Annotated in this window: 23 protein-coding genes; 5 read left to right on the top strand and 18 right to left on the bottom strand. The window is 32.6% G+C overall.

Features of this window, described 5'->3' with window-relative positions; genetic code table 11:
• Positions 1–5 precede the first annotated feature (5 nt).
• Positions 6–701, bottom strand: coding sequence for an ABC transporter ATP-binding protein (locus BG262_RS06205; protein ID WP_070788091.1), 696 nt, complete (start codon positions 699–701; stop codon positions 6–8).
• A 15-nt stretch (positions 702–716) separates the two neighbouring features.
• Positions 717–1,799 carry an ABC transporter permease gene (locus BG262_RS06200; protein ID WP_070788001.1) on the bottom strand — a complete coding sequence of 361 codons (1,083 nt, stop codon included), beginning with the start codon at positions 1,797–1,799 and terminating at the stop codon, positions 717–719.
• A gap of 160 nt (positions 1,800–1,959) precedes the next feature.
• On the opposite strand from BG262_RS06200, the gene BG262_RS06195 reads away from it, so the two are divergent.
• Together BG262_RS06195 and BG262_RS06190 are read left to right on the top strand one after the other, a co-directional pair.
• Positions 1,960–2,223: a hypothetical protein gene (locus BG262_RS06195; RefSeq protein WP_070788000.1), complete on the top strand. Its 264-nt coding sequence runs from the start codon at positions 1,960–1,962 to the stop codon at positions 2,221–2,223.
• Between the two features lie 82 nt (positions 2,224–2,305).
• Positions 2,306–3,046 carry a putative ABC transporter permease gene (locus BG262_RS06190; protein WP_070787999.1) on the top strand — a complete coding sequence of 247 codons (741 nt, stop codon included), beginning with the start codon at positions 2,306–2,308 and terminating at the stop codon, positions 3,044–3,046.
• An 89-nt stretch (positions 3,047–3,135) separates the two neighbouring features.
• On the opposite strand, the gene BG262_RS06185 is transcribed toward BG262_RS06190, so the two are convergent.
• The 10 genes from BG262_RS06185 to BG262_RS06140 form a co-directional block, all read right to left on the bottom strand.
• On the bottom strand, positions 3,136–3,984 hold the full coding sequence (locus BG262_RS06185) for a YitT family protein (RefSeq protein WP_070787998.1): 849 nt from the start codon (positions 3,982–3,984) through the stop codon (positions 3,136–3,138).
• 117 nt (positions 3,985–4,101) lie between these two features.
• Positions 4,102–4,575 (bottom strand): GNAT family N-acetyltransferase, encoded by a 474-nt coding sequence (locus BG262_RS06180; RefSeq protein ID WP_070787997.1) that lies wholly within the window; start codon positions 4,573–4,575, stop codon positions 4,102–4,104.
• A 72-nt stretch (positions 4,576–4,647) separates the two neighbouring features.
• A complete protein-coding gene (locus BG262_RS06175; protein ID WP_070787996.1) occupies positions 4,648–5,910 on the bottom strand; it encodes a hypothetical protein in 1,263 nt (420 codons plus the stop codon).
• Between the two features lie 10 nt (positions 5,911–5,920).
• Positions 5,921–6,745: an ATP-binding cassette domain-containing protein gene (locus tag BG262_RS06170; protein WP_070787995.1), complete on the bottom strand. Its 825-nt coding sequence runs from the start codon at positions 6,743–6,745 to the stop codon at positions 5,921–5,923.
• Positions 6,735–7,085 carry a GntR family transcriptional regulator gene (locus BG262_RS06165; protein WP_158006653.1) on the bottom strand — a complete coding sequence of 117 codons (351 nt, stop codon included), beginning with the start codon at positions 7,083–7,085 and terminating at the stop codon, positions 6,735–6,737. Before BG262_RS06165 ends, BG262_RS06170 begins: the two co-directional genes overlap by 11 nt.
• A gap of 180 nt (positions 7,086–7,265) precedes the next feature.
• A complete protein-coding gene (locus tag BG262_RS06160) occupies positions 7,266–8,636 on the bottom strand; it encodes an amino acid permease (protein WP_070787993.1) in 1,371 nt (456 codons plus the stop codon).
• A 238-nt stretch (positions 8,637–8,874) separates the two neighbouring features.
• Positions 8,875–9,609, bottom strand: a complete 735-nt coding sequence (locus tag BG262_RS06155) for a MerR family transcriptional regulator (RefSeq protein WP_070787992.1) — start codon at positions 9,607–9,609, stop codon at positions 8,875–8,877.
• Positions 9,610–9,759: 150 nt separating this feature from the next.
• On the bottom strand, positions 9,760–11,424 hold the full coding sequence (gene alsS, locus BG262_RS06150) for an acetolactate synthase AlsS (RefSeq protein ID WP_070787991.1): 1,665 nt from the start codon (positions 11,422–11,424) through the stop codon (positions 9,760–9,762).
• 137 nt (positions 11,425–11,561) lie between these two features.
• The gene (locus BG262_RS06145; protein ID WP_070787990.1) at positions 11,562–12,818 is read right to left on the bottom strand and encodes a tetratricopeptide repeat protein; all 1,257 of its coding nucleotides are present in this window, start codon (positions 12,816–12,818) and stop codon (positions 11,562–11,564) included.
• Positions 12,815–14,020, bottom strand: a complete 1,206-nt coding sequence (locus tag BG262_RS06140) for an AI-2E family transporter (RefSeq protein WP_070787989.1) — start codon at positions 14,018–14,020, stop codon at positions 12,815–12,817. The genes BG262_RS06145 and BG262_RS06140 overlap by 4 nt, the downstream gene beginning before the upstream one ends.
• Positions 14,021–14,265: 245 nt before the next feature.
• Between BG262_RS06140 and BG262_RS06135 the strand changes: the two genes are divergently transcribed.
• Positions 14,266–15,276, top strand: a complete 1,011-nt coding sequence (locus tag BG262_RS06135) for a lactonase family protein (protein ID WP_070787988.1) — start codon at positions 14,266–14,268, stop codon at positions 15,274–15,276.
• A gap of 61 nt (positions 15,277–15,337) precedes the next feature.
• Here the strand turns inward: BG262_RS06135 and BG262_RS06130 are convergent, their stop codons facing one another.
• Together BG262_RS06130 and BG262_RS06125 are read right to left on the bottom strand one after the other, a co-directional pair.
• Positions 15,338–15,616 (bottom strand): hypothetical protein, encoded by a 279-nt coding sequence (locus BG262_RS06130; RefSeq protein WP_070787987.1) that lies wholly within the window; start codon positions 15,614–15,616, stop codon positions 15,338–15,340.
• A gap of 95 nt (positions 15,617–15,711) precedes the next feature.
• The gene (locus BG262_RS06125) at positions 15,712–16,275 is read right to left on the bottom strand and encodes an LOG family protein (RefSeq protein WP_070787986.1); all 564 of its coding nucleotides are present in this window, start codon (positions 16,273–16,275) and stop codon (positions 15,712–15,714) included.
• A gap of 126 nt (positions 16,276–16,401) precedes the next feature.
• Here BG262_RS06125 and BG262_RS06120 point away from each other — a divergent pair, with 126 nt between their 5' ends.
• The gene (locus tag BG262_RS06120; protein ID WP_070787985.1) at positions 16,402–16,746 is read left to right on the top strand and encodes a MazG nucleotide pyrophosphohydrolase domain-containing protein; all 345 of its coding nucleotides are present in this window, start codon (positions 16,402–16,404) and stop codon (positions 16,744–16,746) included.
• Position 16,747: 1 nt separating this feature from the next.
• Entirely contained in the window at positions 16,748–17,302 is a 555-nt protein-coding gene (locus BG262_RS06115; protein ID WP_070787984.1) for a GNAT family N-acetyltransferase, read from the top strand.
• A gap of 31 nt (positions 17,303–17,333) precedes the next feature.
• Here the strand turns inward: BG262_RS06115 and BG262_RS06110 are convergent, their stop codons facing one another.
• From BG262_RS06110 to BG262_RS06095, 4 genes are all read right to left on the bottom strand, one after another.
• Positions 17,334–17,996 (bottom strand): aspartate/glutamate racemase family protein, encoded by a 663-nt coding sequence (locus BG262_RS06110; RefSeq protein ID WP_070787983.1) that lies wholly within the window; start codon positions 17,994–17,996, stop codon positions 17,334–17,336.
• Positions 17,989–18,252 carry a DUF3977 family protein gene (locus BG262_RS06105; RefSeq protein WP_070787982.1) on the bottom strand — a complete coding sequence of 88 codons (264 nt, stop codon included), beginning with the start codon at positions 18,250–18,252 and terminating at the stop codon, positions 17,989–17,991. The genes BG262_RS06110 and BG262_RS06105 overlap by 8 nt, the downstream gene beginning before the upstream one ends.
• Positions 18,236–19,075 carry an AAC(3) family N-acetyltransferase gene (locus BG262_RS06100; RefSeq protein WP_070787981.1) on the bottom strand — a complete coding sequence of 280 codons (840 nt, stop codon included), beginning with the start codon at positions 19,073–19,075 and terminating at the stop codon, positions 18,236–18,238. Before BG262_RS06100 ends, BG262_RS06105 begins: the two co-directional genes overlap by 17 nt.
• 93 nt (positions 19,076–19,168) lie before the next feature.
• The gene (locus tag BG262_RS06095) at positions 19,169–20,086 is read right to left on the bottom strand and encodes a Dyp-type peroxidase (RefSeq protein ID WP_070788090.1); all 918 of its coding nucleotides are present in this window, start codon (positions 20,084–20,086) and stop codon (positions 19,169–19,171) included.
• Positions 20,087–20,167 lie beyond the last annotated feature (81 nt).

Genomic DNA, 20,167 nt, shown 5'->3' with positions numbered 1-20,167 from the left:
TTCCCCTATTCTATATCTTCAATATTTACCTCTTTAAGTATCCCATCTTCCATGTGGTAAACTCTGTCACTCCATTTTATCATACGAGTGTCATGTGTTACCATAATTGTCGCTTTTTTATTTTCATGCGTTTCTTTAACTAAAAGTTTTACAACATCATAAGCATGCTCTGTATCTAGACTTGCTGTTGGTTCATCGGCTAAAATCAAACTTGGATTATTGAATAATGCACGACCAATAGCTACACGTTGACGTTCACCACCAGATAAATCACGCGGATATTTGTCTTTCAAATCTAAGATATCAAGAGATTTAAGAATTTCATCAATTCTAGCATCTTCATTTTTCTTCTTCTCAACCTTATCTACTAAGTAAAATTGTTCCTTAACTGTAAGGAATGGGATCAAGTTTGAAGATTGAAGGATAAAACCAATTTCTTCAAAACGTAATTTTGAGCGTTTCTTTTCTGATAGGTTAGTAAAATCTTTATCATTGATAATAATTTTACCACTTGTAGGGCTTTGAAGTCCCCCAGCTATTGTAAGAAATGTTGATTTCCCTGAACCTGAGGGTCCAATGATACTTACAAATTCACCTTCCTTAACCTTGAAATTTACATCTTTTAAGGCTGTAATTTTAGTACGTCCGTTTCCAAAGTCTTTTGTGATGTGATCCATCACTAATACATCTTTATTTGTCATTTTCATTAATCTCCTTTATCCGATTGCCTTGATTGGATCTACTTTAGCAACTGTTCTGATTGAGAATAAACCACCAAGAGCTGAAACTAAGATTAGAACTGCACCATATAACAACCATTGTTTAAAGTCGATAGCAAATGGCATAGCTTCTGGCAATATCATACTTGTTAGATATGCAAGAACGAAACCAACAAGTACTCCGATAAATCCTACTAAAACTGATTGCCAAACGATTGATTTAGCTATAAATCCGTTTGATATACCTTGAGCCTTCATGACACCGAAGATTGATGTTTTTTGAATGGTCATAACATACATGAAGATACCAATTACAGCTGCAACAATTACGAATAAGAAGTAGATCATAGACATAAGAGTTAAGTTTTGAGCTGCATAACCTGGCATTTTTTGAATGAATGCAGGAATATCCATTTCTTTAATTTTTGAATCTTCATCGTTATTAGTGATAGATTTTATATCACTTTTTGAAAGAATTGCATTGATTGGTTTGTCGCCATCACTTGCAAATGGTTGTTTACCATACTTGATTTTTGTCCAAGTTTCAAGGTTTGTATAAATTACTGGAGTAACTGCATAATAAGTTTTGTTAAAGATACCAACAACTTCTACTTCGTTTTCCAAATTACCAAGTTTTACCTTATCTCCAACTTTTAAGCCTTTATCAGCTAAGTTTTGAGAAATAATAATTTGATTTTCCTTAGTTAATTTATTTCCTTCAAGAACTTCTGGAAGATAAAATGCATTGTCTGATGCTCCAAATACAGAAACATTAACCTTGTCATCTTGTCCGTCAACATCAATAGCACCACTATAAAGACCAATTGGTGCTTTATCACTTGAATCTACTCTATCCATATCTTTTCTTTTAAGTTGGCTAGCAGCAAACACACTATTTGAATCCTCTGAAAGAACTATTTGGCTTGCGCCCCAGTCTTCTGCTTCTTGCTTAAATTGATCTGAAAGACCAGTCGCAAGTCCTGAAAGAATAAATGCTAAATATGAAATTAAAAACATAACTCCAATTACTAATACATAACGAAATTTCGAAAATTTCATTTCCTTAATGGCTAAAAACATTATTGCCTCCTATAAAAATTTATTTATGTGATTAATTTACGCCAAAAATGACAAAGTGTCAAAACATTTGTCTGACACTTTGTCATTTTTGGCGTAAATTAATCAATTTTGCGTAAAAATATATTATAATTAACATACAAATATAAGTTAAGGAGTCATAATGAAATATAAATTAATCAACTACAAGGTCGATATTGATGAGGAAAATGATGGAAGAATCCTTCAAGCTCAGTATCTTCTTGAAGATCAATGGGGTAGTAAGTTAAATTTTTTATTTGATGGTAATCTTTATAAGACCGTTCCAATTGAAAATATCAATGACTTTGCAAGTTTTCTAAGTCAGCTTAAATTTGAAATTGGTTGTAATGAATTGTCTAAAGAACAACTTTATATTAGTATCGAAAAGTTCTTAGTAGAGAAGTAAAACTTACGATTGATATATAAATCAATGCAATTTTTCCTACTTTATGGTATAAATTGAGTTATCTAATTTAAGGAGATTATACATGTTACAAGATTTTTGGCAATTATTTATGACTTTTCTAGTCTATGCTATTATCGGATGGCTGTGGGAGACATTCTACTGCTCACTAAAATCAGGACATTTTGTTTATAGAGGATTTCTACTTGGTCCATACTGTCCCGTATATGGATTTGGAGTTTGTGGAGTATTACTATTAACTCCTAAAAACTATGGATCAACTTTAGAACTTTATCTTTATTCAATCGTTATCGCTACTGTCATTGAATATATAGCAAGTGTTCTTTTAGAAAAACTTTTCAATATGAAACTTTGGGACTACTCAGATGTACCTTTTAATATAAATGGACGAGTTGCTCTCCCTGTATCATTGTTCTGGGGATTTGGTTGCGTAATTCTAATAAAATATATTGAACCATTTATTGGTGGTCACATTACTAATTTTATTAATTCTACAAAAGGCATTGCACCTGCAATCTTATTTGTCTTATTTATGACGGATGTTGTAAGTTCACTTGAATTCTCACACTCTACTAAAAATGAAGTTGCTTCACAGGTTGATAAGAATGATCCAGAAAATGCATCAGCAAAAGAATGGCGTTGGGATCATATTATTAAAAATCATAAAGAATCTAAGTCTCATAAGAGTGTCTCAGCACACTTTAAAGGTAAAACAAGCCTACGTGCAAAACATATGCAACGTTTGCTTAAGAACTATCCAAATATGAAATTTACAAAAGGAAGCAAAAGCTCAAGAGTTAAATAATTTTTAAGATCTCACTTGAGGTCTTTTTTTAATCCATTAAAAAAAGTAGTCCAAAGTTCAGAGGCTACTTATTTTAATAGATATTGAATTTATTCCACGTGTGTATAGGTAAATCCACGTCCTAATACTTCTGACACGTTACTTACAATTACAAAAGCATTTGGATCTACTGATTCAATAATTCGCTTAATAGTCAGAAATTCCTGATTATCAACTACAATCATCAGTACTTGCTTGCTTTCATTTTTGTAGCCACCTTTGGCCTCAAGGAAAGTTAGACCACGGTCAATTTTATTGTTAAGGCACTGTTGAATGGCTGGTAGTTTATCCTCACTCATTATCAGGATTTCCTTCTTACGATTTGTTCCTGTCTCGATATATGACATCACTATTGAGGTAATAATAATCGAAAGAATTGCATATAAGAATGACTCGATACCGAAAACGACAAGGTTTAGGAAAACAACTATTGCATCTGTCATGAGAAGACCAACCGACTTATCGATATTGAAGTACTTCTGCAAGATTAACGGAGGAATTGTTGTACCACCTGCTGATGAGTCGTTGTTATAAAGAATGCTTACACCGTAAGCGAATATGGCGCTACCAAATAATACCGATAATAATTTATCACTTGTGAGCATCATTTCTGGCACAATTGCGATTGCGACCGGAAAAGCTAGGCTACCAAATAGAACCTTAAAAAACGATTCCTTACCAAGAAAAACAAGAGCAAGAATAAGCATGACAATATTTAAGACAAGCACTACACCTGCACGACTAAAGCCAAATGCATATTCCATCAAAATTCCGAGACCACTAACTCCGCCTGCTGCAATTTGATGCGGTCCTAAAAACATATTTATGGCAAAAGCCAAAAGTAAAAGGGCAAATATTATCTTCACATATCCCCAAATTTTATTTTTTATATCCAAAATAGTCCTCCTTTAAGTTATAAGACTATCTTATATGTTAACATCTTTTTTGGTCAAAAAGCAAGTATTGTGCCACAATTTAGAATATTTAAACAGAAAAGTTTGTTTAAACAGACTAAACTAGTTAAGCGTTTTAGACATTTTGATAAATGGATAAACATCACCATTTGTAGCTTGATCATATAATTCTATATCCTTAAAACCATGATTCAAATACAATTTGTGGGCTCTCTTATTGAATTCAGCTACTGCCAGGTTAATTTGCTTAACTTTGAAGTTTTGATTAATATAATCAAGAATTATTTGGAAAAATTGATCTCCAAGCCCTTTTCCAGTTAGACTGGGTTTTAATCCAAGACCAATTTCTAATTCATCGCCACTTTCAAAAAGGCAAAAATATCCAATCAATTCATTATCCGAAAGAACTTGATAGTAATTTTTTCCACGTCCTTGGGCATTTATCAGCTCTTCATAATCTTCTGGATCCTCCGTCATATTATAAAATGAATAGGGGTCTTCATACTTCCAAGTATCAGCTATCACTTCTGCATTCTTTTGTGATAACTGATTTATTTTTACATTTTTTAATTTCATTTTCATCTCCTTTTAATATTATTATATCATCAAAAACAACAAAAACAGGTCATTTATAGACCTGTCTAACAATTAGGCTTTCTCTTTTGACGGAAAACCTGTTCCTAAAATTAATTTTGCGAATAAGACTATTATCACAACACCTAATACAACAAATATTAAATCAGAACTTCCACCTCTCATAAATAAACTACCTCTTATACCTGGAATAATTAAATCGTAGATTGCTAAAGCCACAATAAATATATAGAAAGGTAATGCCAATTTCTTCAATCTAACGTATCGTTGTTCTTGTTCGTATGAATATTTTAAGTTCATGAAATATGCAGCGGGAAGTAATATTAAAGCAAAAATTAGTAATATTAGAATAAAATTTCCCCCAAATGAATATTCATTAATCTTGACCCTTACTTCTGCTGGTAATTCATTTAATAGTAATATAGCCGCAGGTATACTAAATGCTGTAGTTAAAGTCTTGTAAATAGACTTTCCAATTAATGCATCAATAAATATTACATATATAATAAAAATTAATGAATCTATTATTAGTTGCATTCCTACATATACAAGTCCTTTATATTGAACGTTCACATATTCTTGTGGAATAAATAATCCTCTTGTTAGATGAGTAATAAACGACATTAATGTAATCATAAATATGGTTCCAAGTCCGAAGAAAATAAATTGAGCAAACACCAGTTTGTTTCTATTTCTTCCCCTCTGAACATAGAAAGGTGAAAATTTTCTATTTTGATCCAGTATCATCACTAATAACAAAAGTGGTGCAGCTGCTAGAACATATATAATAATAGCAACATTATTTAAACTATTAGAGACATATGCATCCTTTTCATAGCCAGTTTTCTTGTAACCTTCTATATCTTGGGGTGCGTAATAATTAAGCACTTTATTTTTATAATCTTTAAATGATTCAGGTAATTCTTTTAAAATAGATTCTGCTGATTGATCAAAGTCAGTAGTATATATTTTATCCTTTTTTAAAATTTTATATTGACCAGAAGTAACGAGTATATAGTAATCATGTATTTTATTACGGAATGAATCATTTTGTACCTCATTTTTCTTGTCATCATTAAAATAAGGAATCTCCATATATGAATTATTACCTTTTCCTGAGTTGACTAAATCCTCAATTTCACCCCTAAACTTATTGTAATCTTTTTCATCCAATTGACTAGTGACTTCGTCCTTGAAAGAATTCCAATTTATTTGGTCATTAATCATCCCAACAAGACCAATACCTATAATAATAGCGTATATTCCAATAATGAAGTTTTTTCTCAAACTCCAATATGCCTTTAGTGCTTTTTTCATATTCCCTCCTCTAGCCCAGCTCTGTACGGAAGACATCTTCTGTCGTCACACGTAATACTTCAACAAATTGATAAGTAGATGTATCTGAAAAAATTTTTTCAATTTCATCTTCAGGCATTATAACTAGCCAAACTCTTCCCCTCTTTTCAATAACCTTAGCAACGGAAGCTAGATTTGATGGTAATTCATCTTCATCATATACAAATTGAACTTTTACCTGCTCTTCTTCTTCAGGATCATACATCTCAACAGTATTATCTTTGATAAAAAGTATACTATCAGCTAAACTATCAAGTTCTGCTAGATTATGAGTAGCAATAACAACTGTCGATTCACTTCTACCAACATTTTCAATCAAAAGATTTTTAACCCTATCTTTAATGAATACATCCAGACCGTCTAATGGTTCATCTAATAATATATATTTAGCACCTGAAGCTATTCCACAAGCAATATATAGTAAAGCCTGTTGTCCTTTTGAAAATGATGAAATCGTTTTTTTCAACGGAAGTTCAGATTGTCCCAGAATATCAAAAAACTCATTACGATTAAATTTTGGCATATAAGAAGATAGTACATCAGCAACCGCGATGGGTGAATAATTTGTCATGAAATTAGCTAAGGGATCAACATAGAAAACATCCTCCACAGCCACATCAACTTCACCTGAGCTAGGCAACATCTCACTTGCGATAACCTTCATAAGTGTCGTTTTACCTGACCCATTTCGACCAACAAGCCCTATAATTTTAGAATTGGGAAGTTCAAAATTTACATTATTTAAAATCAAATTTCCATCAATTTCTTTTGATACATTTTTCAATTTAAGCATCATTCGCAACTCCCCTTATAACTTCCACTAATTCATCTTTGCTAACGCCGAGTTTCATTATATCTTTAACCATTTTAGTTAGTTCATCAAGCATATCCTGTTTTTGTACTTGATTTAACTTATTGACATCTTCACTAACGAAATTTCCCTTATTAGGCATAGCCACGATAACTCCCTCTCTTTCAAGTAGTTGATAGCTTTTAGCAATCGTATTAGGATTCACACCTTCTTCAACAGCCATGGCACGAACAGATAAGAGCTGATCACCAGGATTCAACTTCCCTTTAACGATATCAAGCTTTATCTTTTCTGCAACTTGCTCATAAATAGGTAATTTGCTCATCATACCTCCTCTATATTATATGTACTATTTCGCATAGTACGGAATCTTTATGTGTATTATTATAAATAGTACGGAACGAAAAGTCAATAAAAAATATAAATTTTTATTAACTCTTCATAATTCACCAAAAAACATAAGAAAAAAGTCATCGAAAATTCGACAACTTTTATAAATATCTATTTAATTTACTTTCCTTTTATCTGCATTCCTACTTAGTACGTATAGGGAAGCGTACCAGACAATTGCAAGGATTGCTGCAAATTGAGTCTCTTTTGTAGTTAACAAGATAATAAAAATGAAAGCTAAGAACGCAATTGTTAAGTAATCAGTTAATGGAGCACCTGGCATCTTGAATTTTTGAGGTCCATTTTTAAAATCATCAGATTGACGATATTTAAGATGAGCGTAAACAAGTGTCATATAAATTCCAATAAATGCTGCAGATGCAATAGATGTAATTATCTCAAATGCTCCTTCTGGTAAGAGTATACTTACAATTACAGCAATACCAATTAAAACAGTTGAACAGATAATAGCATTTAACGGAAGTTTATTTCTACTAAGTTTTGAGAATGGACTTTTTGGATTTTCATGAGTTAAAGAATATAACATTCGTCCTGTTGCAAATATACCACTATTTAATGAAGATGCTGCAGCAGTTAATACAACGAAATTAATAATTCCAGCTGCTGCCGTAATACCAATTCCTGCAAATACTTGTACAAATGGTGATTCATCAGCATTATAATTAGTCCAAGGTTGAATACACATAATAGCTAATAATGCTCCAACATAAAAAATTAAAATACGCATTATGATTGAATTAATTGCTTTAGGTATTACTTTATCAGGATCTTTGGCCTCTGCTGCTGTAGTACCAACAAACTCAATACCTAGGAAAGCAAAGAATACCATCTTGAAGGCAGGTAATAAATGTTTCCCATGGTCAGCTACAAAGCCATATTTCCATAAATTTGATAAGCTTGCGACACCAGCTGAGGTTCTAGTATGGGTTACAACCATAAATATACCAGTAGCAATCATAGCTAAGATTGCAATAATTTTAATCATGGCAAACCAAAACTCTGTTTCTCCAAAAGCTCCTACTGCAATGATATTAATTCCAAATAAGACGATTAAGAAAATTATCTCCCATATCCAAACTGGAATCGTTGGAAACCAATATTTCATGTAAATACCAATGGCCGTAAGCTCAGCCATGGCGATTACAATCCAACCAATCCAGTAGGTCCAACCAATTACTAATTGTGCTCGTTTCCCAAGATATTTTTCTATAAAAGCGATAAAAGTGGGCTGATTAGTATCAGTCAACATTAACTCACCAAGTGCTCGCATCATCCAGAACATAAATATCCCAGTAATGATATAAATTAGTACTATCGATGGTCCTGCTGCTTGAATTGATCTTCCAGCTCCCAAAAATAGACCTGTACCAATTGTTCCCCCAAGAGCAATCATTTCAACATGACGACCACTGAGTCCTCGTTCTAAGACAGCCTTATCGTCCTTATTTACTTGTTTTTCACCCATCTTTTTCCTCACTTCTTTTTTTAAAATGTGATTTCTTAATATGTTTCAAATATATTACAGTATTATAGACTAAGATTTACCAAATTTCAATTATTTTCATAATATTTAAACTTCAATCTGATATATTGAAAGCGTACACTTGCCTTTAAATTAAAGCTTTTTGGACCTTAAAAAAATATTTTTATTGATAAATTATATACGAAAAAATCGGCATATTTGTATATACCAATTTTACTTATTATACATATTTTCTAATTGTATCAACTATGAATTTCATTCCGCCATTAATTACATCATCATAGTATTTTGCAAATCTTTCGTCAAACTCATACATATCAGCAAGTCCTAAATGATATTCTTTTGAATAATTAGGATAATATATTTCTAACCATTCTTTATGAAGAGCAAAAAGTTTTTTCGCTTTTTCATCTTCAATACTCACTTCTTCACTTACAAGTTGAGTCAACAGTTCATTAATTTGAAGACGTAATTCTTCCGCACTATCAAGTTTTTCACCCCCTGATGCACGTAGATAATCATTTGCTTTATCAACAACTTGATTACCATATTTTTCTCGAATTTCTTGTCCGTATTTTGTTTCATTATCTGCAATAACTGCATTAACATTTTTGAAATCTTTTTCCATTATTTTCTCACCTTCTACTTTTCTTTGTAAATCAGCAAGAATTTTATTTAGGTCATCTCTTTTTTTCTTTAATTTATCAATTTGTTCCATATAAATTTGATATTCTGATGTATTTTCATTGAAAAATATTTCCGATATCTTCTTCAAAGGAATTTCTAGACTGCGATATAGCTGAATTTGATATAGTTTTTCGATGTCAGAATCACTATATTGACGATAATCATTTATTTCGTTTCTAGTTGGATTAATTAAACCTATTTCTTCATAGTATCTTAAGCTTCTTTCTGTTAAGCCAGTAAGCTTGGATACTTCCTTAATGTTTTTCACCTAAATTGCCTCCTTGTTCTTTACAAATATCAGTATATTCCTTTACGTAAGGTAAAGGTCAAGACTTTTATTAAATAATATCATAAATGCTTTCTGCTATAAGATTATAATCAACTAAAAAAGACATCCGAAGATGTCTAAATTATATTTTTAATAAAACTCATCTGGTAAGATTGTTTCTCCAAGTTTGATATTATCTGAGTAATCAACTGGAATATCAATGATTACTGGACCAGTAGAATCATCAATGCTCGCCAATACTTGGTCTAACTCATCTTTTGAGTGAACTCTAATTCCTTTTGCTCCAAATGCTTCTGCATATTTAACAAAATCAACAGGTCCTAAATCAACACCACTTGAACGGCCATATTTCATTACTTCTTGGAATTCTACCATGTTGTAATGACCATCATTCCATATTAAATGAACGATTGGTAAATTCATACGTACAGCTGTTTCAAGCTCTTGAGCTGAGAATAAGAATCCTCCATCACCAGATACTGAATAAACTTTTTTACCTGGGCGAACAAGGGCTGCAGAAATTGCCCAAGGAAGCGCAACACCAAGTGTTTGCATACCATTTGAGAATAACAAATGACGTGGGCTATATGAACGGAATTTACGCGCCATCCAGATATAATGGCTACCAATATCAACAGTGACTGTTTGATCGTCTTTAACATGTTTTTGAAGAGTTGAAACTACATCAACTGGATGAAGAACACCTTCTTTTTCAACAATACTCATATCAGGGAAATTTAGAATTTCGCGTAAATCAATCAAATAATCAATTGAAGCTTTAGGTAGTTTATAACCTCTGATGGCAGGTAAAAGACTCTTTAATGTTTCAGAGATGTCACCAATTAATTCACGTTCTGGTTGGAAATATGTATCAATTTCAGCCATAGCTTCATCAATAACAATAATTCTACTATCGATTTCAGCATTCCAGTTACGTGCTTCGTATTCAATTGGGTCATAACCAATTGCAATTACAAGGTCCGATCTCTTAAGAAGCATATCACCTGGTTGGTTACGGAATAAACCAACACGACCAAAGAAATTCTTTTCTAAATCTCTTGAAATAATACCTGCTCCTTGGAATGTTTCAACTACAGGAAGAGGAACATGTTTAATTAAATTACGAACTGCTTCAGTAACTTTTTCACTTGAAGCACCACTACCTAATAATAGAACTGGTAATTCAGCATTTCTAATAGCCTGTGCAAGATAATTAATATCTTCAATAGAAGCTGTTCCTAGACGTGGTTCACTTAATGGTGAAATTGCTTTCACAGAAACTTTTGAATCTACAACATCTTGAGGAAGTGAAATAAAACTCGCTCCTGGTTTACCAGACTTAGCCATTCTATAAGCATTTGCAATTGCTTCTGAAATAGTATTTGAGTCCTCAACTTCAGCTGAATATTTAGTAATTGGTTCGAAAAGGGCAGCATTATCCATACTTTGGTGAGTTCGTTTTAATAAATCTCCACGTTTAACTTGTCCCCCAATGGCAAGTACAGGATCACCTTCTGCGGTTGCTGTTACCAAACCTGTTGCCAAATTACTTGCCCCAGGACCACTTGTAGCAATAACAACTCCTGGTTCACCTGTAATACGACCAATACCCTGAGCCATAAAGGCAGCATTTTGTTCGTGACGGGCAATGATTAATTCAGGGCCTTTATCTTCTAAAGTATCAAATACTTTATCAATTTTTGCTCCTGGAATTCCAAAAATATACTTCACATCATGATTAATCAGACTATCAACAACTAGGTCTGCACCAAATTTATCTTTTGACATTTGCATCTCCTTTTTCTTATTTCGTGAATTAGTATATCACGAAAAAAAGAAGAAAACTATTAAAGAAGTCTAGGAAACCGTTATCATAAGAAAAAAATATTTTATATAAAAAAACTCGCCCGAAAGCGAGAATAATTTTTAGATTAATATTCTTCTGATTGAAGATCTTGTAGTAAATTTTGCATATTTTCATCATCTGGAACTAAATCAAGATATTTTTCAACTTGAATTTTAGCATCCGTTTGACGTCCTAATCTGCGCAAAACATCAATATAATCTTTTAAAAATTCAGGGTTATTTGACATGTTTTCTGCCAATCCATCAAAGATTTCTTCAGCCTTGTCTTCTTCATCAAGTTCCATATACGCTTTAGCAAAATTCCAAGATGCAAGTAAATGTTCTTCATCTAAAACATCTTCCAAATGAACTACTGCTTCATAGTCTTCATGATCTAAATATAAATTACTTAATAGGAACACTGTTTCGTCATGCATATCTGGTACATCAAGCGCCTGCATCAAATATTTTTCAGCTTCTTCAAAGTCATGCATTTGATAAGAAATACGTGATAAGAAATGAAGTAATGGAACATCTTGAGGGTTCTTTTTCAATCCTTGTAATGCAATGTTTTTAGCTTCTTCAAAATTATTATCATGTTCTAATGCTTGTGCATATAAATATTCATATCCGTCAAAATCAGGATTTAAAACATCTAACTGTTTGAAGTAATCAATTGCTCTTTTATCTTCTCCAAGCTCCATATTGATATTTGCAAGTTCAAAAAGAACATTGTCATCATGATATAATTCTAAAGATTTTTCTAGATATTCAAGAGCTAACTCAAACTTACCTATACTTGCATACGCTGTACCAATACGTTGATAGGTTGAAACTCTTGTCGCTTCATAAATTTCTTCAACATCAAGTAATACATACTTATCTATTGCTTCTTGATACCTTCCTTGACTATAAAATAATTCAGCCATTGCAAAGGTAATTAATGGTGAATCTGACATGCTTTCTGCGAGACGTAATTTCTCCAAAGCGGCTTCATAAAAGCCTTCCATTTGGTATAAATCTGCTGTCTCAACTACTACTGCCAAATAATTTTCGTCATCTTCAGGAATTTGAGCTAGGTATTCATATGCCTTATCAAAGTCACCATCATCAGCAGCCATACTTGCTAAATTTATATAGAAGCCTTTATCTTCTGGATCTTCATCCATGACTTTATCATATATTAAGCGGCTTTCTTCTTGAAATCCCATATACTCTAGATATTCGGCTAGATCTAAAAGGACTTCCTGTTCGTCAGACTCAAGAGCCTTTTTTAAAAGATCCTGAGCTTTTTCTAATTCTTGGTCATGAAGTGCTTCGACCATTTGTTCTGAATATGTCATTCTTTTTCTTCTGCCTCCTTATCCAACTCATCTTCTACTTGATCAAGTTGGCCTTCTGTCATTAGCGGTTCACTATAAAGTCCAGATACTTCACGGTACCATTTATAGAAGTAGCTTATTATTACTTTTAATGATGCATAAACTGGTATTCCAAGTAGTACTCCCCAAAGACCGAAGAGTTTTCCTGAAGTCAGTAATACGATTAATACTGTAACCGGATGTATTTTTAATTTACTTCCTAATACTAAAGGAGAAATTAGATGTGCTTCAATAAATTGTTCTAAGGCAAAACAGATTAGAACTTTTACAATCATAACAGGACCAGTTGCTAGTGCAACTAATAACGCTGTAACTAAGGCAACAAACGATCCTAAATATGGAATGAGATTAAGTATCCCTGCTATAATACCGATAGTCACGCTATATTTAAGTCCGATTATAGTGAATAAGGTACTTAGCATTATTGCTACGGCAAGTGAAACTGTTACTTGCCCGCGTACATAATTTGATAGGGTGTTGTCAACTTCTGATAAAATTTTAGAAGTTTGAGGTCTAGCTTTATCAGGAAGAAATTGAGTAATATAAGGGTTCAATCTTCTCCCATCTTTTAGAAGATAGAACAATATAAAAGGTAGGATTGCAATTGATATCAGAACGCTTGTCGCAGTTGATAGAAATCCAGTTACTCCTGAAACTGCTGTTTTCGAAATATCTCTTGATGCTTCTATCAATTTTCCACTGACGTTATTAATGAATTCCTCAATCTGAGGTCTAAATTGTTCGAAGAATGGTTGCTGAATTATTTCATTAACTCTTTTTTGCGATTCACTAATGTAGGAAGGAATGTTGGTCATGAAGCTTTCAACATGATCAAGGATACTAGGAATTACTACTGCTAGTGAGAAAATAATTATTCCTGCTAATATAATAAAAAGAACACCAATTGAAATTGTTCTTTTTACTCCTTTCTTCTCACACCAATCGACAATAGGATTTAACATATAGTAGAAAATTGCTGCAAGAACAACTGGCAACATTATTATTCCTAAGAAATCAATTATTGGTCTAAAAAGAAAACCTAGTTTACTAATTATATAAAGATTTAAAAATAATAGAAGCGAAACAACCAATGTTGTTGCTATCCTATTATTAATAAATAGTTTGTAAAACCAAGAGGTTTTATAAGGTCTACTTTGATTCATTCATTTACCTTCATTTTTTCTTTTTTGTAACTTAAATTATAACACAAGTAAGCATAGGAAAAAAACATTTAAAAACATTAAATAGAATCTCCTTTTTGTATTTTCGATATTAAATTTAAGGAAAAATATTCGTATATTTACAGGAAATATATATGAACTTTTTTGATTCCGTAAGCAGTTCGATTCAACCTTTTAGACCATTTATGATATTATTAAGTTGAATATAATCTAGGAAGAGGTAAAACATGCAAGATACAATTTACTTTGGAACTTATACACGTCGTGATTCTAAAGGAATCTACAAGGCTAATTTGGATACTGAAACTGGTCAACTTAGTGATTTAATTGAATATATTGAGGAACCAAGCCCAACTTACTTAACTATTGATAATCAAAGACATCTGTACTCTGTTGGTGCTGTTAAGTCTGAAGGTGGAGTTGCAGCTTTCGATGCTAATGGTCATCTTCTCAACCACGTTGTTGAAGAGGGTGCACCACTTTGTTACGTCTCTGTTGATGAAGATCGTAATTTAGTATATGGAGCTAACTATCACAAAGGACAAGTCCTTGCCTACACGCGCCACGAGGATGGTCGTTTATCTTTAAGTGACAAGGTTCAACATGTTGGTTTTGGTCCTCATGAAAATCAAGCAAGTCCGCATGTTCACTTTGCAGATCTAACACCAGACAAGTTTTTGGTAACCTGCGACCTCGGTACTGACAGTGTAACAACATATGATATCGTTGATGGGAAAATGATTGAAATCAATAATTATCAGTCTGCACCTGGTTCTGGTGCTCGCCATATCGTCTTTCAAAAAACAAATAAGATTGCTTACTTAATTTGTGAACTTAATTCCACTATCGAAGTACTCATCTACGATGGTGTAGGCGATTTCTCATTACTTCAAACAATTTCAACACTTCCAGAAGATTATATTGGTTTTAACGGAACTGCTGCAATCAGACTATCTGATGATGATAAATTTTTATACGCTAGTAACCGCGGTCATGACTCAATTGTCGTTTACAAATGTTTAGGTGACTCTACTTTGGAGAAAATACAAACTATCTCTACAGCAGGTAAGACACCTCGAGATATTAACTTATCAAGTGATGGTAAGATTGTAGTAGCCGCACACCAAGATAGTGATAATGTTACTACATTTGCGCGTGATGAGGCAACAGGACTTTTGGCTGAAATTAAGCATGACTTTAAAGTTCCAGAAGCTGTGTGTGTTTATGTAGAAAAATAAAAAAGACTCTTAGTATCTTCTAATTAATGAAGATACTAAGAGAGTTTTTTACTTTAATTAGCTAAGGGCCCCAAATCAAAGTCCCAATAAAAAATACTAAACCAATACTACAGGCAATGAGGCCATTCAATACTATCAAAGTATTTTTCAGTGATTTACTTTGACACTTTATCGCAAAATATATTCCCAAAACTCCTAAAACTGGAGTGAAAAATATAAATAAGGAAGGATTATTTGGATCATAAAAGAATAAGTTAGGAATCCAACAAAGCAAACCTAGTATGAAACAAACTATACTTAATGTAGGATATGAATTCTGACTAGAAATACTTTTTTTCATGAAATCTCCTTTAATATGTAGCAGCTTTTTTTATTAATATAATACTAATTTTAAGATTAAACAAGTGTAAAATAAAAACTACTTATAAAGTAGATTTATTTATATTTACGGACTTCAGGACTTTGATAATCATCAATAATTTTATCTAATTGATTCAAATTATCTATAAAATAAATTTTACTGCGGTCAACCTCACTTAAGAACCCCTCAGTAACCATCTTATCAAAGAAACTTTTAAGTAAATCATAATATCCTGCAACATTGTAAAAGATACAGGGGCTTGAATTTTGTCCAACACGAACCCATGAGTACGCTTCTGCTATCTCTTCAAGTGTTCCTGGTCCTCCAGGAAGAGCAATACAAACATCTGAAAGTTCAAGCATTCTCATTTTTCTTACAGACATGTTTTCCACTACTTCAATTTCATCAATCTTATCATGAGCAAGTTCTCGTTCTTGTAAGAAAGTTGGAATTATTCCAATCACTTTACCACCATTATCAAGAACAGTGTCAGCGATTTTTTTCATCAATCCAACATTACCTCCACCATAAACAAGGGTATTTTTACGCTCTGCTATCCATTTTCCCAAGTCAATTGTTGCTTTTTCATAAAGAAAATTATTTCCAGCGTTAGCACCACAATATACAGCTATATTCATTATATAATTGCCTTTCTATCTCAATATTATCTAAAGCTCTATTGTTTAGTATATCATTTTAAAAATTATTTCAAACAAGGAAATTTTAGCAAATTGCGTTATAATATCAAAAAGGAGGAATCTAAAATGAATACTAAAGAATATGAAAAATGGGTTATTGATTTTTATCGAAATCGTGGTTGGTATGAGTATGATCCGTTCGTTAGGATTAACTATTTAACCGAAGAGGTTGGCGAAGTTTCACGTGCTGTTAGGGATATAGAGATTGGACGAGACAGACCGGACGAAAGTGAGAAATCACTTGATACGAAGAAAGATAATCTGCTTGAAGAGTTAGGTGACGTTTTGGATAATATCATTATTCTAGCGGATAAATATGACATGACACTCGAAGATGTGATGGACAAACATATTAAAAAACTTGAGAAGCGTTTTGAGCAAGACCAAAAAGAGGACGACAAAGAAGATTAGTATGCTGTCCTTTAATAAAATCTCCAAGAAATCTTCTTCTGATGAAGAGATAGCAAAGCTGAAATTTTTATATAGAAAATCTTTTCCTCGGGACGAACAAATACCCTTTCGTACCCTATTAAGTAAGTCCGATAAAGACTTTGTTGATTTTCTAGCAGTTTATGATGACGACATGTTGATTGGTCTTGTCTACCTTATGCATGATGATGATTTAACTTATCTGTCTTATTTAGCGGTTGATGACGATTTTCAATCACGTGGTTTTGGGAGTCAAATTCTTCAAGCCCTGAAAAAGGAATATAGTAACCAGAGAATATGTCTCACCTATGAAAAGATTGATTCAAAGTCTGATAACAACGCTCAACGACTTGCTCGCAAAAAATTCTATGATAAAAATGGCTTTGACTACCTTAATTTTTATATAGAAGAATATCATGTTTTATATTCATTTATGTCGAATGGACGTCCCGTCAATCCAAAAGAATATGCAGATTTAAAAAAGAAATTCTTTGGTAAAATGCTATATTTTATGCCAAAAGATAAAATTTATAAATAAAGAGCCTTGAAAATTTTCAAGCCTCTTATTTTTATATACTGTTCCTTACCTTTTCCACCATTAATCCGTCAACATTGAGACAGAATATATCTGTCTTTTTTTGATATTCATTAAAGAAATAAGGAAAGTGTGTACAGGCAAAGACAATTTTTTCTACATTATTTGCTTTAAAAAGCTCAATACTCGCTGGTAAACCATATGACTCAATAATTACTTTTGGATTTTCATGTCGTTCGACTGCATAAACCCACTCTAAATTTGAAATTGATGTTATGGAAATATCTTCATTAGTTTGACTCATAACTCTTTCCACTCCTGCTGCTCCTTGGGCATTAGCAGCTAGAACTCCTATTTTATTATAGTTAGTAGCTAGTTCACGATATAGTGTAAAAGGAGTAATTATATTTATTTGAAGTATTTGAGCAAGACTTTCAAAATCAACAGATGCTGACAGAGAATTACAATAAATGAAGAAAATATCTACACCAGAAGTTTTATAATCTGAAAGAATTTCTTTAATGATTTTTTCTCTCTTATTCTTGTCCATTGTTTGAAAATAAGTTTGCTGGTTGGGATCCTTAGAAATTGCTCGCTCTATTATCTCAATTTCATCAGAAAAGTTATCCTTTAAGAGCTTAGCTCCGGCCTCTGTATCTACTGGTGTGCCTGCCATTACAAGAATCTTTTTATTCATTATTATCTTCCTCAATCTCTTTCGAAGAGATTCCCAAAATAAATTTGAAATCACTCCTTTTCTTATTCGTTTTCTTAAATCCTTCCTTGCTATCAAGTATAAATACTTTTTGCTTAATCCATATTCTCACATAAACTGAATTAAAATTTATAGGTCCATGAATTCCTTTTTTCTCATACTCACTTCCATCTGCACGCTCAAATTCAGTTCTAAGAAGGTAATTGTTACCTACGCCAAACTCAAAGAATTTTCTCATCACACTCTTTCTCTAAATAGTAGTTTCTTGCAAAATCAACACAATCTCTCATATTTATCAAGTAAATACTTCCTTCATTTAATTTTGTAGATGTGTATGATTCAGGTTTTTCAGAATAAAATTTCTTTTCAATATCTGTAAAATCATCATAGATATCTAAATCAATATTTTTAAAACTAATCCATTTTTCTTGTCCATCAGCAATTATTTTTGATGATTCTTCAAGATCAGGACGATTAGGATAATATTCTGCTAAATGAAGGGATGTATTAGAGTCGAAATCAACACCTAATAAAAGAATCTTAGCATCTAATTCATATAATTTCATTAATGGTGAGTTTTGCCCCAAACCATAATCTAGCTGATGATTTTCTAAAATAAAATCTGCTTTTTCCCCCACAGCTGCAAAGGAATAAAGTGGATGGATACTCCTTTTAGAATCCTTATATGTTCTGACATATTCAGCAAAATCCCCTATTGCTCTTGATGGTGACTTTTCTTTATCAAAAGCTGGTATTTCATCACGAATCTTTTGCCACCATTCTTTGGGAACTGGAGGATACTCGTATCTTATTGGGTCGGTAATATCAACAGTTTGGGTAGGAACCACGAGTGTACCAGCTACTCCCATAACCTCCATTAGTGCTTCAAAAATAGCCCGTTCATCACCCAAAATATAGGAAAATGCACTCAAAGATGCATGAGCAATTATATTATCATTAGATTGAACACCTAGTTCTTTAAATGCTTTGATAAAATCACTTTTGCCTAAAGGTGTTAGTCCCTTCTCAATTGCCTTTACTACGTATGGTATGCCTTCCATTTTTTCATCCTCAACTCATAAATTTAATCTATTATACAATATTAACCAAAAAGAAAAAACCATCTTTCAGGTTTTAACTTTTAATAATTGATTCTAAAATGTACCGTCAGCAATTTCAGCCAATGTATCGTAAGAAGGGATGAAGAATAGATTACCAGTTATCGGAGTTGAAAAGTCTAGTAAACGGTCATAATTTCCTTTTGGTTTACCTTGGAACATATTCACTAACATTCTATGAGTAACAGAATAATAGCGAGAATAACCGATAAAGTAAGTACCTACCTTATTTTCACCTGTTACAGCAAAAGGAACGTTCATGCGGATAATCTTGTTTTCTACACCAGTTGTATCGTCAACAGAAACTACATTATGAGCGTTCTTCATCTTAGCATCATCATCAAGTTCCTTGTCGTCATATTTACGGCGACCAATTGAAGCTTCTTGATTCTCAGTAGTCTGCTTGTTCCAATAAGACATATCATGGATGTATTTTTGAGCGAAAGCGTAAGAACCATTAATGAATTTTTCATCCTCTTCACCAACAATAGCATATTCAGGAATTTCAGCGCCAACAGGATTTTCAGTTCCATCGACAAAACCAATAATAGCACGACCCTCAAAGTTCCTAAAACCATGAGTTTCATCCGTTAACTGAACATAGTCTTTAATAATATCATAGCAAAGTTGATGAATCTCGTAGCAAATAGCCATTTCATTTGCTCTGATATGGAAGAATAGGTCACCAGGTGTTGCTACTGCTGGAACTTTTGGTCCATCAATTTCCTTAAAAGGTACAAGTTGATTTGGTTTTGCTTTACCTGGGAACAGATAATCCCATGCCTCAGACCCAATACCAAAAGCAAATTCTAACCTATCATCAGGATAACGAGTTCGCATACTATTTAAAAATGGTGGAATGTGATCAGCTAAATCAGCAACGGCATCTTTTGCCCCATCAACCTTATCCATTGTGTAAGTTGCAAAAACGATATTTTTACCAGGATCTTTCATTACATCTTGTGCACCAAGAATTACTTGTTTTTCAGTCACTTTATTCTCCTTAATTTATAAGCCTTTATATCTAATAATTAT

Source organism: Floricoccus penangensis (genome assembly GCF_001832885.1).
Taxonomy (GTDB): domain Bacteria; phylum Bacillota; class Bacilli; order Lactobacillales; family Streptococcaceae; genus Floricoccus; species Floricoccus penangensis.
The sequence above is the reverse complement of the archived record's forward strand: the minus strand, read 5'-3'. Positions and strand labels throughout refer to the sequence as shown.

Excerpts from the sequence above, each read along its gene's own strand:
- BG262_RS06190 (WP_070787999.1), top strand. The coding sequence starts at position 2,306 with ATGTTACAAGATTTTTGGCAATTATTTATGACTTTTCTAGTCTATGCT.
- BG262_RS06125 (WP_070787986.1), bottom strand. The coding sequence starts at position 16,275 with ATGAATATAGCTGTATATTGTGGTGCTAACGCTGGAAATAATTTTCTT.
- BG262_RS06105 (WP_070787982.1), bottom strand. The coding sequence starts at position 18,252 with ATGAGAAAATTCTTTGAGTTTGGCGTAGGTAACAATTACCTTCTTAGA.
- BG262_RS06135 (WP_070787988.1), top strand. The coding sequence starts at position 14,266 with ATGCAAGATACAATTTACTTTGGAACTTATACACGTCGTGATTCTAAA.
- BG262_RS06115 (WP_070787984.1), top strand. The coding sequence starts at position 16,748 with ATGCTGTCCTTTAATAAAATCTCCAAGAAATCTTCTTCTGATGAAGAG.
- BG262_RS06120 (WP_070787985.1), top strand. The coding sequence starts at position 16,402 with ATGAATACTAAAGAATATGAAAAATGGGTTATTGATTTTTATCGAAAT.
- BG262_RS06165 (WP_158006653.1), bottom strand. The coding sequence starts at position 7,085 with ATGAGCAAATTACCTATTTATGAGCAAGTTGCAGAAAAGATAAAGCTT.
- BG262_RS06200 (WP_070788001.1), bottom strand. The coding sequence starts at position 1,799 with ATGTTTTTAGCCATTAAGGAAATGAAATTTTCGAAATTTCGTTATGTA.
- BG262_RS06130 (WP_070787987.1), bottom strand. The coding sequence starts at position 15,616 with ATGAAAAAAAGTATTTCTAGTCAGAATTCATATCCTACATTAAGTATA.
- BG262_RS06095 (WP_070788090.1), bottom strand. The coding sequence starts at position 20,086 with ATGAAAGATCCTGGTAAAAATATCGTTTTTGCAACTTACACAATGGAT.
- BG262_RS06170 (WP_070787995.1), bottom strand. The coding sequence starts at position 6,745 with ATGATGCTTAAATTGAAAAATGTATCAAAAGAAATTGATGGAAATTTG.
- BG262_RS06195 (WP_070788000.1), top strand. The coding sequence starts at position 1,960 with ATGAAATATAAATTAATCAACTACAAGGTCGATATTGATGAGGAAAAT.
- BG262_RS06175 (WP_070787996.1), bottom strand. The coding sequence starts at position 5,910 with ATGAAAAAAGCACTAAAGGCATATTGGAGTTTGAGAAAAAACTTCATT.
- BG262_RS06205 (WP_070788091.1), bottom strand. The coding sequence starts at position 701 with ATGACAAATAAAGATGTATTAGTGATGGATCACATCACAAAAGACTTT.
- BG262_RS06110 (WP_070787983.1), bottom strand. The coding sequence starts at position 17,996 with ATGAATAAAAAGATTCTTGTAATGGCAGGCACACCAGTAGATACAGAG.
- BG262_RS06180 (WP_070787997.1), bottom strand. The coding sequence starts at position 4,575 with ATGAAATTAAAAAATGTAAAAATAAATCAGTTATCACAAAAGAATGCA.
- BG262_RS06160 (WP_070787993.1), bottom strand. The coding sequence starts at position 8,636 with ATGGGTGAAAAACAAGTAAATAAGGACGATAAGGCTGTCTTAGAACGA.
- BG262_RS06140 (WP_070787989.1), bottom strand. The coding sequence starts at position 14,020 with ATGAATCAAAGTAGACCTTATAAAACCTCTTGGTTTTACAAACTATTT.
- BG262_RS06145 (WP_070787990.1), bottom strand. The coding sequence starts at position 12,818 with ATGACATATTCAGAACAAATGGTCGAAGCACTTCATGACCAAGAATTA.
- BG262_RS06100 (WP_070787981.1), bottom strand. The coding sequence starts at position 19,075 with ATGGAAGGCATACCATACGTAGTAAAGGCAATTGAGAAGGGACTAACA.
- alsS (WP_070787991.1), bottom strand. The coding sequence starts at position 11,424 with ATGCAAATGTCAAAAGATAAATTTGGTGCAGACCTAGTTGTTGATAGT.